The sequence below is a fragment of the Bacillus sp. CFBP9009 genome (assembly GCF_036541465.1).
Taxonomy (GTDB): domain Bacteria; phylum Bacillota; class Bacilli; order Bacillales; family DSM-1321; genus Peribacillus.
Genome location: NZ_JAZHFU010000024.1, coordinates 17025 through 32234, shown reverse-complemented (window position 1 = coordinate 32234; position 15210 = coordinate 17025). Strand labels below are relative to the sequence as shown.

The following is a 15210-nucleotide window of genomic DNA, read 5'->3' as shown; positions in this document are numbered from 1 at the left end:
ATTCTTCATTTTGATCTTCGCAGTCGCCCTTCTTTTAGGGCTTATTAAAACCGTTATGGATATGTAGCAAAAAGCCCGATTCCTGACTTTTTCCAGGAATCGGGCTTTTTTCATTTTCGTTTAACCTCTCCATTCAGTTTCCCCATTTTCGGGATAAGGACAAAAAACAAACAAACGACCAAAAGTGCCAAAACGATGCCGAGCAATATCGTCAGGTCAAAATTAAGGGGAGGCTCTGTTTCTTCTTCGCTTTTCGTTCGAACGCCGACCTCCGAGAATAATCCAAGCTGATCTGCTTTTGAAGCGATGGTATTATTTTGATTCCCCGTTACCGGAGACAGAAACAATGAGTCCTCCACCGAGTCAATGACATCATATTTCCCTCTTTCAAAAGTGAGGTCCTTTTGTTCTTCAGGCAGTTTCCGCTTCTGTTCCAACAATCCTTCTTCATGGAAATACTCCGTTTGAATATCAATATCGTTTTCTTGATATTCATTGGGCTCCACCATGGGTTCATCTTCCGCCTCGCCATGAGGTGCATGGCTAAAAAACAGGATGAGCAAGACAGGTATTACGTATTTATTCCACTTCATGGGCCATTGCTCTTCTTTCTGTAAGACGCTTCACTATATATGGAATGATCGTTGCAATAAGCGTCAGCACAATCAAGATGATACTAGCCGGAATGAATGCCGACTGATTACCGAATTGAATGGACATATATACATCCGCAACTGGGTGGTCTACATTGAAATTAGGCATGATTAAATCCAATAATGGAATGGTAAAGAAACTGATCAAACCAATCACCAGGATAGCACCGACAAACGGCCCAATCGAGAAGGCAAGTCGGGTAAACGCTGAACAGAAGAATAAAAGCAGGACGGTGAAAACAGTCCATTTAATCTCCTGCATATCTCCCAGTGGATAGATCTTCAAACCATACATGCTGATGATTAAACCTACAATCAGATTCAATAAGGTAAACAAGGCCGCATGGACCATCATTGGAATGGTTTCATAATGATGCAGGAAGAAACCGATCAATACCCCAGAAATGAGTATGATCACCAACATGACGATCGGCGGGATATTAACCTTTTCCTGATGAAGGACTTCCCCGCTGATTTGTACGGGATTCGCTAAATATTCGTACACATACCCGTTCTCCTGATCATCGACTAGAGTGTTGTTCAAGACGCTATATACGTCCGTCTTGATTTTTTCGGTTGAGTCTACATTTTGGGACCAATTATCATTAAGTTGATCGGCCCTTTCCTGCACTGACCCCACTTTCGCTTGCAGGTCTGCTGTATCCTTCGTGACCGTGTCCTGTCTTTCCGCTACAGAATTGACAAGCTCGGAAATGAAGCCGACAGTTGTTGCCGTATTGTCTTGAAGTGATACAAACATTTCTCCATCAAGGTTAACTGGCGGTTCGGCCTCCATCTCAGGAACTTCCATATCATCCGACAAATTGGCAGACACTTCTTGAGCCTTACCGGTAATTGCCGCTAATTCAGCTAAAGTAGCTTTCTGTCCCGTTTCAACGTTAGCATCATATTCTTTCATATAACCCATAATGGAATCTGAGAACATCCCGAAGTTCTCATTGACTCCTGCTAAACTGGCTTTAACGAGTTTCGCTTCTTCATCTACGTTTCCGGAAACCCCATTTTTCAAGTTTTCCAATTCTTTTATATTGGCTGCAAATACCTTATCTACATTTGCTTCCGTGACTCTTTCAGCCAATTCACCATAAGATGAGAGTGAACCGTAATAGGCAAGGAGGGTAGTTGAATCCCGATTCGTGATAGGATTTTCAAAGGCCTTCACCAGCACCGCTCGCCTTTCTCCCCCCACCTTTTCAAGAAGTGATTGTTCGAGAGTCTTGATTTCTGCGATGGCCTCTTCGATTGTCATGCTTTGGATGTCCTGTAATTTTTGAATATCTTCCTGTGACTTTTTCCATTGGTCACCTAAATCCTTGTAATTCGTGCCGAGTTCATTATAATCAGCTTGTAATTGCGTAAACTGCGCCAGCAGTTCATTATATGAATCTACCAGTGTATTAAACTCCGTGATCACTTGATTATAATTTCCCGTTCTGCCGTTTACCGTTCCGCTGAGATTATTGATTTCCGCTTGGAGTTCCGCAGTAAGGATGTTGATTTGTTCAGCAGCTCCTTCACTTCCTTCTGCCGGCACCAAACTTTCAAGTGCCGTGTTAATCCCAGTGATTTGATCCAGCAGTACCTGCAGTGACAGTTCATCAATCGGATCCTTCTTTTCAGGTGCGGCAACCGATTCACCTTTCCCCGTTTCCGTTTCAATATCTTCTATAGGCGTCGTTCCTTCACCAATAACCTCCCCATCACCAGAGCTGCTTGCAAGATTCCCTCTTTGCGCAAGCAAGGTAGACTGAAGGTTATCAAGACCCGCCTCTTCCGATTGTTTCAATTGCTCAATCGAGCTTTGTTGATCTTGAGTGATTTTTGTAATTTGTTCTACTTGTTTATCCTTCATGCTTGTTGAAAATTGTTCCAATTCATTACTGCTTGAATCGAGCTTCTGCTGCATGATTCCAACATTCTCACTAATGCCTTGATCATTAAGACTGTATTTCGTATTCATCCCTTGCTGAATCTCAGGTATTGTTTGGTTCCCCTCATTCAGCACCTTGTCATATGATTGTACACTCTCATTGACAAGCTGCTGATTTTGGGCAGAGGCCTTCTCAAAAAGGATACTTTGAGCTTTTTGATATTCCTCAAAAGAAACAACATCTTTCACAAAGGAAGCCATTTGAGTCTTCGTGTTCCCTATTTCATCCATTGTTTCATTACTTGTTTTGCCAGCATCCTTCGTCTCGGCAAAGACTCCTTCAAGCATGTCCTTATGCTGCTTGATTTCGCCGGCAAGGCTTTCCGAGCTTGGAGTATAAAACTCATACATCGTGTTTTGAAAAGCGATTTCTTTAGTAAGGACATTATCGAACTTCTTACGGATATCCTCAACTGATTGGGAAACATAGCTCCAATACTGTGTTGAAATATGCTTATTCATTTTGCTCTTTGTCTTCTCTAATTCCTTTTGTACCTTTTCCATGTTCTCTGCATTCAAGCTAGGTTGTACCTTGTACTTTATCCCTGCCTTGATAGGCTGTTCATCATCGAATGTATAAATATTCTCTGAAAAATCGGATGGAAAATATATGACTGCATCATACTTTTCATTTGCAAGTCCACTTTCCGCCGTACTCCTATTCACCACAAACCACTCATATTCAGAATCCTTGTCCAATGTAGTAACAAGCTCTGAGCCCATATAAATGGGATTATTGTTAAATTCAGTGCCATTATCTTCATTTACAATGGCGATTTCACGAGAAGCCGTTTCTGTCTTTTTCATTGGATTTTGGCCAATATAAGAAAAAAACAAGATTGGCAGCGCTAAAATCACCAGTATTTTACCGATTAACAGCATCGGTTTTATTTTTTCAGACACTCTCTTGCACTCTCCTTCTTTCTTCACTTAGTGGAATTTGGATTTTACTCTCCTGGCCATTCAGCACAAAGTATCCGTAACCCGGCTGTATTTCTTCTTCTTTTCTTGAATAAGAGAGGGTATACAAGCTTTGGTCCGATTTTTTAAGAAGTAAAACAGCCTGTCTGACTTGTTTCAGTTCGGTTGTCAACGAATCATATCCCTTGGTGAAGTCGTTGGCATTTCCAGCGACAATCAGACTAAACCCGAGATGGCTGTATTGTTTCATCAAACCGCTGATCCTATCCTGAATCCTGCCGTCGATCGTTTGTTGGATCCTTGAAATGCTATCTATGATAAACATGATCCTTGGGAATTCCAGTTGCTTCATCGGTTTCATTTCCAATGCCGCTAGATAACTTCGTTCACGTTCTTCAAATATTCCAGTGATATGATCGAGCCATTCGGTTATCTGATCTTTTGTTTCCACATAGCGCACCTTCTCCTCTAAGGCATAAGAAGATAGGCCGCGATCAACTCCGTCAAACAAACCAATTTCCCCAATTGTCTGTGTAAGCAATGATTCCAAGAGCACTTTAAGGACATTCGTTTTCCCTTTACGTGACTGCCCTACAACAAGCAGGAATGGATTGGAATTCAACTCCAAGAAAACAGGTGTAACGCTTTCCTCTGAAAGTCCGATTGGAATGGAATCTTTCTTAATGGCTTGTGAGCAGTAACTCTTGAAGCTGCTGGAATCAAGACGTGCCGGTAACATCCGAATCGCCGGCGGTTTGGCCATTTCCTTATATTTAACCTTATGATCTGCCACGGCCTGTTTCATTTCTTCCAAAACGGCTATATCATCCGCTCCATCGGCCGGAAGATAAACCTGCGTGAGATAGGTTTGGTCCTTCTTCACTAACGCCCTTCCCGGAACAGGTTCATTTTCATAAGGGGTTCTTCCCAAAACCGAATATTGTTCCGAACTGTCCATTAAGTAATGGACGACCTTCGTCTTAAGACTATTCATTAACGGCTGGCGAATCGCATTGATTCTCGTTGCCGTTAAAATCATGAATATTCCAAGTGATTGTCCATCACGTGCAAACTGAACGAATTGCGCTTCCTGGTCCTGCATCTCATCCTTCACTAAGTCAAAATTGTCGACCACGATATAAATAATCGGCAATTTATCTTCCACTAATGCATTATAAAGCTTTATGTTACTAAGCTCCTTTTCTGAAAAAAGCTGCTTACGCCTTTCCATTTCCGCCTTCATGAATAACATGAATTTTTCGATTTTCCTTAGCTCATCGAACCTAAAGTATTCCCCAGTATGAGGCAGCTGGCGCATTGGCAGTAAAGCGCTATTCCCGAAATCGAAAATATAATAATGCAATTCTTCAGGACTGAATTGATCTGCAAAACTAAAGAGAAGTGTCAATACGGTGGTTGACTTGCCGTACCCGGAAGAACCAAAAACCCCAACATTCCCATCTTCAATCCATTTATAGACATAATTTGTCTGGCTCTGCAATTCGGGCTCATCCTTCATTCCCAGGTGGATTTGATTCCTCGTCAGGCTTCTTTCAGCATTTCTCGATAAGCGATCTGAAAGAGGAGGCAGCCATGGGCTTGCCAACTTCTTAATCTCCATTTCTTCCTGTGTCGCCACAATTTGATCTGCCACGGCTTCAATTTCACTAATCTTTTCTTTCCTCTTATTAGTGGTTTGTTCCGTTACATTTGAGATTTGAACAAGACCAAGGTCTGTGACAAGTGCCACTTCATCCTCAGATCCAACCGTATCCTCTAAATATGGTGCACCGCTCCACGCAGACTGGAACAATTCATAAACCTCGTTATTTCCTACCTGCAAATATCCCCGTCCGGTGACAGTAATATTTGCCGCATCGCTATTTTTAAGAATTTCCTTACTATCATTGGCATCTTGCACTTTCAAGGAAATTTTAAAGCGGGCATTGCTCCAAATCTGGTTATCAATAACACCGCCCGGCTTTTGTGTAGCAAGAATTAAATGAACTCCCAAGCTCCGTCCAATTCGCGCCGTACTCACTAATTCGCGGATGAAATCGGGTTCTTCGTTTTTAAGTTCCGCAAACTCATCTGATATCAAAAATAAATGCGGTAACGGTTCATCCGCTTTGCCTTCTTTGTATAAATCCGTGTAATCGTTGATATGATTGACTTCGTATCGATCAAACATGCGCTGGCGTTTCTTCAATTCGCTATTGATGGAGGCTAGTGCCCTGGCACTGAAATTCTTGCTCCCCTCAATATTCGTAATGACTCCCAGCAGATGCGGAATCTGCCTGAATGGCTGTGCCATTCCCCCGCCTTTATAATCAATGAGCAAAAAGGCAACTTCATGCGGATGATAATGAACGGCTAATGAAAGGATGTAGGTTTGCAGTAATTCACTTTTTCCCGATCCTGTCGTTCCAGCAACCAAACCATGGGGGCCATGCGCCTTTTCATGCAAATTCAATTCAACCCTATCTGTTTTCCCTTTCAATCCAATGGGAACAGCCAAGGATTTGGAAGACTGATTGGTCCGCCAGTTTTGCCTGATAGGCAGATCTTCCACTTCACGAGCTTTCAATAATTCCAAAAATGATACCGTTTCTGGTATGGAATTGTTCATGCCTTTTTGATGATCAAGTGAACGCAGCGTACGTGCAAAACGCTCATTCCCTTCTTTTGAATGTGCATCAAGTGTAAATGGAGTATGAACGGCCTTCGTTTGCTGGATGAGAATCTCACCCTCAAAATCATTGATATACTTCACTAGCGTATGGACATTTTCCGTCAAACTCTCTTTTGCATCCGCTGCAAAAATCGTCGAGATGCCTAAATCGTCTGTTTTACCTTCTAAATATTCCAATATGACATGCTCCGCAATTAAATTACGATCCGTGACAATAAAGACAAAGTGGGGAGTGAATCTCACTTTCCCTTTGTTCTCATCCAAATCTCTTTCTCTCAATAGCTGATAAATCGAGGTCAGCAGCTGGTCACGTGACTGCTCATTATATATAAAGCCTTTTGCATAGGCATGCGGCAATTGAAAATGAGGGAGCCATTTCATCCATTCCCATTCCTGGTAATCCTTTTCCGGAAAAATGGCCACAAAGCGAACATCATGATAACTATGAAAAAAGGCCAGTTGCCCAATCAGTTGCTGCAGCTCCCGTTTAACAATCGATTCCTTTCCGACCAGGCCCATCGATCCGCTTGATAAATCGATCGATAACGGAAGATCATCCAGGTTTTTGTATACATCCACAAGTTCCTGCGACTGCTCAAGTAAATCATCTATATCCCGATTGGACATATCACTGCTATTTACCGACACCTGATAACTTGATGGTATGGTCGCCGTTCCGATTTTAAAGTGCAGAGCATCTTCACTTTCCAAAGTTCGCTCCCATATACGGTCGCTAATACTGTCAGTCAGCAGCTTCATCCTTTCAAAGGAAGGGTAATGATAGAACAGCACATTCTTTTGTTTTTCAGACAGCTCTTGCAGTTCTTCCCTCTTCTGCTCTAAATACCTTGTATATACACGTTGACGTTTTTCTTCTCTGAGTTTTTGCTTCTTTTTGTCTTTAAAGTATTGTACCGTCGAGGTAACTAAAGTCGTTGTGAACATAACAATCGATATGATGATGAAAATGCCCCGAGGCTGAATGACCGTGATTACCCCCATGACGATTAGCATCATTAAAGGCGGCATAAGGATCAGCCATAACCCTCTATTATTATCTTCCGATTCTTGGCTCGGAAAAGATATCGTCACTTTCTCATCCGGCAATTCGTAGATCATCCTTGGTGTCCGGCGAAATTGTGGATAGTTTTTTTTCATTTCAGAGATTGGCTTCTTCATTTTAGCTAAAGATGTTTCATAGCTCTCGGCACTATGAATCATCAATAAGTCGCCTTCAATCAACCTCAGCACCATATTCGGCCAGCAAATCAGATCACCATTTTGAATGGGAACAGCTTTCGTTACTCTTTCACCATTCAGAAATATCCGGCTATTTTCCTTTGGCATGAGTAGCCACTGCCCTTTATGAAGCACAAAGGAAACCCCATTGCCGGAAACGGGTCCTTCTTTACGGATATTCGCTCCCGCCTTGGCCGATAAAGTGATTTCTTTCAAGTTGCCTATATAATAGAGGCTTTCTTCCAATTCCCCAGCCGTATAAAAAATCTCGACCTTTTCTTCTCCTTCATGAAAGGTGAAGCTCTGGAATGGCTTTAGATCGCCAAGCTTCATGTCCTCTCTAAACACCTCATATCCATCAAGTCCTTCAGGTTTATTCAGCTTGATAGGACCATGTTCAAAGGGAATGGAATATATAGTGATCGTATCCTGCTTTGATGACCCAATCGTAATTGGACCGTTATGATTATCCTTGATCGTATAGGATTGGTAGTTTCCCTTAGAATAAATCCATAATAAACTCATTAAATCTCACCTCCGCAAAAGGCCCATTGCTCACTCTTTGCTTTTCTCTTTTTCTTCAGATGATTTATTGGAGGAATCCTTACTTTCCTCTTTCTCACCAGAAGCAGGTTCGTTTTCCGCTTCTTCTTTTACAGCAGGCTTTGCTTCCGTTTCGCCTTTGTCCTCTAAATTCGGCTCTGTTGAAGGCTGGTTCTCATCTTGCTGCTCCTCCAATTGCTTTTTCAATTCCTTTAGTTCCTTTTCATATTGGGATAGCTCCGTATCGACTTCTTTAATTTGCGTTTCCTTTTCTTCCCCGGAAAGGTTATCGTCCAACTTAATCTGTTCTTTCAGATTTACGAGTCCATACATAATCAATTCACGATCCTCCATGATTCTCGCCAAATCGATCGCGTCTTCACTCATACCCCTGCCTATATAAATCCAATATAAGAGATACTGGCTATCAGTCTGCAAAGTGATTGCATTTTCTACATTCTTCTTCCTGACATCATCCAACGGTTCATAAGCGACGTAGGACTTCGCCAGTTCATATTGAACGACATACGGCATATTTTTCGGATCGTAGTTCTCCAACCGGTCAATGACTTCACTGTATTTTTGATTTAAAAAGCTTTCACCGCTTTCTACATATGCATCCTGCTTAGGTTGGGAGAAGAATAGTGTGTAGATCGTAAACAACAGCAGCGGCACTAGAACGATCACCGTACCCCAAAGTGTATAACGGCCCGTTTTCCATTTCTTTTCAGGGATATGCACAAATGATTTTTCTTCCTTCTCTAAATCTTCTATCCGATTTTGAATGACCGTGGAAAGTTCATCCCAAGTCCCCGCTGCCAATATGCTTTGTGATTCGCTCGATAGTTTCAGGGTTTTATGGTAAAGCAGATACTCTTCGAATGTATACTGCCCATCCACAAGCGCTGAAATCGTTGCCTTCGTTTCTTTAAATAGCTCATCCTGATTATGCTCATAAGGAGGCAAACTGTCTTTTACGCCATAATGCAGGAAATATGGAGCCAAGCTTGAATCAAAAACGATATTTTCCGGACAAACGACAAGTTGCAGGCGACTCAATTCATGATTCCTGATTTTCTTCAAGATTTGATAAGACGATAACCATCTACTCAATGGATTTTTATCTTTAGCTTTGGAAAAAACAAAAAAAGAGGCTGGTGGATTTACTCTGATCTGCACCTCGTCCTCTGTCACTTCTATATGTTTCTGGAGAGCATCATCCGCTTCATGAATAAGCTGTAATTCCAGTGGGTCTTGCATCGATAATTTTGCCCGTTGGAAAACGAACAAATGCCCATTATCATCCTTCATCATTGCAGCTTCTGTTTTTTTCTCCAGATATGAGGATTTTTTCTCATCCATTTTATGTAACTCCTTTACCCCTGCTAAAGGGCTTTAGACTTTTTTCCTATAAAGAGTCCACACTTGATCCATTAGAGGATCTCTAGGCGGTCCCCCGTCGTAATTCCGCTATCAAGCAGGGTTTCATAACCTGAACATACGAACTCTTTATTCTGGACCCGCACCCAATAGCCTTCTTTAGGTGCACTGGCAATATCCTTTACCTGCCATATAATTTCTACAACCTTTTTGATGGAGCGGTAATTCGACACTTGCAAATCAAACACTTCCCCTGTATACCTGTTTAAATCGATCGTTAGTTGAATATATATGGAAATCACCTCTTTAAAGCAAAAAAACACCACGATCTTCATAAAGAGTCGCGGCGCTTTTTCCTAGAAATATCTTTATCTCATTGACCTAATGATTATCCGCGAATTTGACTAGCAATCTGATTATCTGTGTCTTCAAGGATTTGAGCTGATTTATTCAATTGTTGAGAAACTTCATTCAACAAGCGAGCCATATCCATGAATGAAGGCTTTAATTCTTCGTACTGGCCTACGAAAGCCTCACTGGAAGAACCTTCCCAAATACCAGTTAAATGATCTCTCATTCTATCTAAACGACCAATCATATCAGTTACTTGTTGGCTCTCATTATCATATTGTCTGGCTACATCTTTCAGTTCTGAAGGTGTTACGCGAATTTGTGACATAGAAAAAAACTCCTCCTTTTATCTTATATAGTACATTTTAATAGAACCATACATTTTCTGCCATATAAATAACCGCAAAGTCGAAAAATGGTAAATTATGATTATGCACAAAACCCTAAATATGGCATTTTGAAAGTCTATGTACCTGTTTTTCCATATTTTCAAACCCATTTTTTAAGTAATTTAAAACATTTTACTTTTTTATGGTAAAAAAAGTTCTTTATACCCAATATTCCCGAGCCATAACCCAATAATATGGTTTTCATCATAATAATAGTAACTTTAGACTTTCTTTTTAATCAAACGTTTGATTAAAGTTTGAATGCCACTATAATAATTCGGTCTGACTCCGATCTATTTATTCAACAGAAACAGGCCATCTCTTCCCAAAGGTTCTGGGAAAAGAGACAGCCTTTATAATTAATACATGATTCAATGTCAAATAACCCGTTCCAAGAAATGTTTCACAAACCGAGCACTTTCCACATTCGTACAGACGCGGATTCTTGGTTCGCCATCCTTTTGACCGATTGTCCTGCCTGTTTCTTCACCCTCGGTCACCACCTTGACGTTCATCCATTCTGCACTCACAAAACTTGAATCAATCGCAACCCCGACTGCAAGCGGGTCATGAAGGGCGCAACCGCCCAAACCTGGATGGGAGTTTTCATATGCTTTCATATAATAATCGGTCATTTCCGCTAAAAATTCGGCGCTTTCCTTACCAGTGGCACGCCAATCATCAAGCTTCGATTTCAGAAGATATGTTTGCAGCGTCACATCAAGCCCCACTAGGGTGATTGGCAGTCCTGAAGCAAATACCTGATCAGCTGCTTCAGGATCTGATATTATGTTCGCTTCAGCATAAGGGGTTACATTTCCTGGTACGTTTACGGCACCGCCCATAATAACGACCTCTTTTACTAAGGACATGGTCATTGGGGCTTTTTTAATCGCCAATGCGATGTTAGTCAGCGGTCCAACTGCAATTATCGTGATTTCATGCGGTCGGCTTTGCACTTGATCGATAATGAAATCTACTGCATTTCCTTGTGATGCTTTGATGGATGGTTCAAACCGAAGGGTATTTCCTAACCCGTCTTCCCCATGTACATGCTTGGGATACCTCTTCTTCCTTCCGCGCACCAAAGTTTGGTCAGCACCTTCAAAAACCGGAATGCGCCTATTTAATTTCTCCAAAACGGCAAGCGTATTGCGGGTCGATTCAACAACGGGCACGTTTCCAAAGCAAGTGGTAAATCCGAGCACTTCCAATTCAGGGGAATTTAAAGCATATGCCATCGCCATGGCATCATCAATCCCAGTATCTACATCAAATATGATTGGTTTCAATATTTCCACACCTTCCAAAACACTTATTGAGAGCCTTTTAAAAAATTCATTGCCTCTCTTTTCTCTTTCTTATGTATAAAGAATCACTGTTTTCCAACTGAATTTTAACATTCAACGATAGGCAGTTCCACAGAAAGTTAGGAATAATCATAATTTGCAAACAAATGACAATGCCAGCTGGTTCTTGTATCTACCAGTAAAAATAGTTGACCGCCCATAAATATCAATGATATAAAAAGTGAAAAGAAGAAGTTGTATCTTAGTAGTGACCTAATTCCTTTTCAACTTGTTCGATGCAATTACGTCTAGGTAGTTATGAATACATGCGTTACGAATATGATATCCAAGGTGGAAAAAGGATGAAAATGTTTAAATTGATTGAAGATGATCCTTCTGCGTATAAAAAAGGAACAAAATTCTTTTTAATATCACATTCAGAATTCATTGGCGTGAAAAGTTATGTACTACTGGCTGAAGATTTGAAAGGAAAGATCGAAGTAACGGAAGAGGAATTGAGGAATAAATTCGTTTCCATCCATTGACCCAGCGGCCCATATAAACTAAAAAAAGAGGGAATTCCATTTCTGAAATTCCCTCTTTTTTCTTATTTTAAGTCTTCAATCGAATCAATATCGACGTAATCAGGTACTACCAGACCATTCTTTGTTCCTTTTAAGTTTGGTCCAAGGTCAACCATTTCAGCTTTGTACTTATTATAGTATTCAAGATGTGTTCCCGGGAGCCATGCGGCCACCATGGCGTCCGCACTTCCGTTTGCAACGCCGGCAAACATTGGTCCCACTTCAACTTGACTTAATGTTACATCATAACCATTCTGCTCCAGAACCTTGCCAATCACATTTGTGCTGGCAATTTCAGTGTCCCAGGCAACATAAACCAGTTTGATTTTTTCACCATTTCCTGATTGTGCACCTTTGGTCCATTTGGATACTTTGTCCTGATTTTCCTTTATCCATTTTTCTGCTGCTTCTGAAGGAGACATCCCTTCAGCAACTTGGACCATTACATTTTCCATATCTTTAGTATCCCAGAAGAATTGATCAAGGATTTTATAAGCGCCAGGGGCATCCTGTTCAAGGCCTTTTCTAGCAATCGAATTAATATTTTCAGCCCCGCCAAAGGATTCATTCGGATCTTCGAGATATTTCAAGTCATATTTCGAGAACATCCAATGCGGTGACCATCCTGTAACGACGATCGGTTCTTTTTTATCAATCGCTTTTTTCAATTCAGCAACCATTGCCGCCGAAGACCCTTCAACCAACTTCCAATCATCCAGCTTATAATCATCTATAGCCGTATTAGTCAACTTCATCAACCCTGCTCCAGGTTCAATTCCGATGATTTCATAATCGGTTTTGGCAGCAAAACTATTTTTATCCCCGTTCACAGCCGTATCTTTTGTAAAAGTACTGAATAGTGCAGTAACCACAACAAGTAAAGCCAATATTGTAAAAATGATTTTTCTGCTAATGATATGCTCGTAAGCTGGCTTACGTAGGTTTTGCGTGATACGATCGAGTATGATTGCAATGATTACGATGGATAATCCTGCTTCAAATCCTTGCCCCACATTAATTTGGCTGACAGCCCTGTAGACATCCGCCCCAAGTCCGGGTGCTCCAACCAATGAAGCTGTAACTACCATGGATAGTGCCAGCATGATGCTTTGGTTAACTCCTGCCATAATCGTAGGAGTAGCCAATGGTATTTGTACCTTGAATAACTTTTGGCTGCTGGTTGAACCAAAAGCATCAGATGCTTCTATCAAATCATTAGGCACTTCCTGAATCCCAAGATTGGTCATTCGGATTGTCGGTGCAATCGCGAAAATGAATGACGCGATGATTCCAGGCACTACCCCTATTCCAAAGAATAAAATCGAAGGAATCAAATAAACAAAGGCAGGCATCGTTTGCATGAAATCCAAGATCGGGGTAACGATCTTACGTACCGTGTTATTTTGGGCACACCATATTCCGATCGGTATCCCGATCACTATTGTTAAGACTCCTGACAAGATAACGATTGCCAGTGTTTGGATGCTTGATTCCCAATAACCAAGATTATCAATCAATAGTAAGCTGATTAATGTAAATAATCCCAATGGCCATCTGCTTGTATAGGTAACCAGAAGGGTCAGGACTATGATTAACACGATGGAAGGTCCAGCACTCATTACATCGACCAGAATATCCAGTAGTCCCTCGATCACATTCGTAATAAGTGTAAATAATCCAGCAAATACAATAGTTATCCAATCCACTAAAGAATCGACCCAAGCTCCTAGTGGGATTTTCGGAATATTCATTGAATTATTCACTCTCCATTTCATTCAAGGAATCTTTATTTCCGGCCAAAGCACCGATAACGGCACCGCGAAGAAGAATTCCTTTAATTCTGTTCTGATCATCGATGACTGAGATTGGCAAGCTTGAAGTCGCCATCACATCCATGAGGTTTCCAAGTAATTCATCCTCTTTTACAGTTGGGATATCGGTTGTCATCACTTCAGAGATCGATTGGTTATTACTCATTGCCTGACGTGCCTGTTCAGCAGTCACGGCCCCCAATAACTTCTGCTTCCTATCCACAACGAAAATGCTGGAATACCCTTGTTTGCGCATGATTTCCAAGGCAACCCTCGGGCCTCTGTCCACCGCAATCTTCTCTGGGCGTATCATCACATGAGACGCTGTCAATACTTTTGATAGATCAACATCTTCCACAAACTTCTCGACGAATTCATTGGCTGGATTCATCATGATTTGTTCAGGGGTACCCAATTGAATTACACTTCCATCTTTCATAAGGGCAATTCTATCCCCGATTCTTAATGCTTCATCAAGATCATGGGTAATGAAAATGATCGTTTTTTTGTACTGATCTTGGATTTGAATCAGTTCATCCTGCATATCCTTACGAATCAATGGATCAAGGGCACTGAAGGCTTCATCCATCAGTAGGATATCCGTATCACTGGCGAGTGCCCGGGCTAACCCAACCCTTTGCTGCATACCGCCGCTAAGCTGTGATGGCATCTGATTTTCGTAGCCTTTCAATCCAACGGCCTCAAGCGCCTTCATCGCATTTTCATGACGTTTTGCCGGATCCACTTTTTGAATTTCGAGCCCGAATTCAGCGTTTTCCAATATCGTTTTATGCGGAAATAAAGCAAAGTTCTGAAAGACCATGCTTATTTTCTTTTGTCTGACTTCCCTTAACCGGGCCGCGTTCATCTTCACGATATCTTCATCATCAATTAAGATTTCACCCAAAGTGGGATCGATTAAACGATTGAACATGCGGATCAAAGTGGATTTCCCGCTTCCTGATAGGCCCATGATGACAAAAATCTCGCCGGGATAAATCTCGAAATTAACATTATTCACTCCGACCGTTTGTCCCGTTTCTTTCAAGATTTCTTTTTTCGTTTTGCCTTGCTTCAATAAGTCTGTTGCTGCTTTTGGAGATTTGCCAAAAATTTTCGAGACATTTCTGACTTCTACATACGGCTTCATCAAGTCACCTCATTCTAATAGTTGCCCATATGATATTCAGTTTTGCTGAATTCCCCCGTTTTATGCGAGTGATGATTATTAATGCACAAGTACCTGAAATAACCGAAAATCTACCCCAATACTTTTTCTTCAAAAAAAGCGGAAGTGACACTTATTCAGTGGCAGAGGCATAACGTGCATAGAAAAATAATCTATATTTATTATTCCCAAGAAGTAATTCTTTACTTGGATTATATTATGTGTGATTAATTGAGCAT

Annotated in this window: 10 protein-coding genes; 1 reads left to right on the top strand and 9 read right to left on the bottom strand. The window is 41.2% G+C overall.

Annotation, left to right across the window (positions count from 1 at the left end; all coding sequences use genetic code 11):
* Positions 1-110 precede the first annotated feature (110 nt).
* The 7 genes from essA to V3595_RS26445 all read right to left on the bottom strand — a co-directional run bounded on the left by essA (position 111) and on the right by V3595_RS26445 (position 11411).
* Positions 111-593 carry a type VII secretion protein EssA gene (gene essA / locus V3595_RS26475; protein WP_485910761.1) on the bottom strand — a complete coding sequence of 161 codons (483 nt, stop codon included), beginning with the start codon at positions 591-593 and terminating at the stop codon, positions 111-113.
* The gene (gene esaA / locus V3595_RS26470; RefSeq protein ID WP_485910759.1) at positions 580-3507 is read right to left on the bottom strand and encodes a type VII secretion protein EsaA; all 2928 of its coding nucleotides are present in this window, start codon (positions 3505-3507) and stop codon (positions 580-582) included. The genes essA and esaA overlap by 14 nt, the downstream gene beginning before the upstream one ends.
* Positions 3500-7981, bottom strand: coding sequence for a type VII secretion protein EssC (gene essC, locus V3595_RS26465; RefSeq protein ID WP_485910758.1), 4482 nt, complete (start codon positions 7979-7981; stop codon positions 3500-3502). The genes esaA and essC overlap by 8 nt, the downstream gene beginning before the upstream one ends.
* 30 nt (positions 7982-8011) lie before the next feature.
* On the bottom strand, positions 8012-9361 hold the full coding sequence (gene essB, locus V3595_RS26460; RefSeq protein ID WP_485910756.1) for a type VII secretion protein EssB: 1350 nt from the start codon (positions 9359-9361) through the stop codon (positions 8012-8014).
* A gap of 71 nt (positions 9362-9432) precedes the next feature.
* Entirely contained in the window at positions 9433-9672 is a 240-nt protein-coding gene (gene yukD, locus V3595_RS26455; protein ID WP_053537134.1) for an ESX secretion system protein YukD, read from the bottom strand.
* 95 nt (positions 9673-9767) lie between these two features.
* Positions 9768-10058, bottom strand: a complete 291-nt coding sequence (locus V3595_RS26450) for a WXG100 family type VII secretion target (protein ID WP_034306171.1) — start codon at positions 10056-10058, stop codon at positions 9768-9770.
* Between the two features lie 438 nt (positions 10059-10496).
* A complete protein-coding gene (locus tag V3595_RS26445; protein WP_485910754.1) occupies positions 10497-11411 on the bottom strand; it encodes a nucleoside hydrolase in 915 nt (304 codons plus the stop codon).
* Positions 11412-11770: 359 nt separating this feature from the next.
* Between V3595_RS26445 and V3595_RS26440 the strand changes: the two genes are divergently transcribed.
* Entirely contained in the window at positions 11771-11953 is a 183-nt protein-coding gene (locus V3595_RS26440; RefSeq protein ID WP_101225656.1) for a hypothetical protein, read from the top strand.
* Positions 11954-12015: 62 nt separating this feature from the next.
* Here the strand turns inward: V3595_RS26440 and V3595_RS26435 are convergent, their stop codons facing one another.
* Both V3595_RS26435 and V3595_RS26430 read right to left on the bottom strand, forming a co-directional pair.
* Entirely contained in the window at positions 12016-13755 is a 1740-nt protein-coding gene (locus tag V3595_RS26435; protein ID WP_485910752.1) for a glycine betaine ABC transporter substrate-binding protein, read from the bottom strand.
* On the bottom strand, positions 13748-14953 hold the full coding sequence (locus V3595_RS26430; RefSeq protein ID WP_101225643.1) for a quaternary amine ABC transporter ATP-binding protein: 1206 nt from the start codon (positions 14951-14953) through the stop codon (positions 13748-13750). Before V3595_RS26430 ends, V3595_RS26435 begins: the two co-directional genes overlap by 8 nt.
* Positions 14954-15210: the final 257 nt, after the last annotated feature.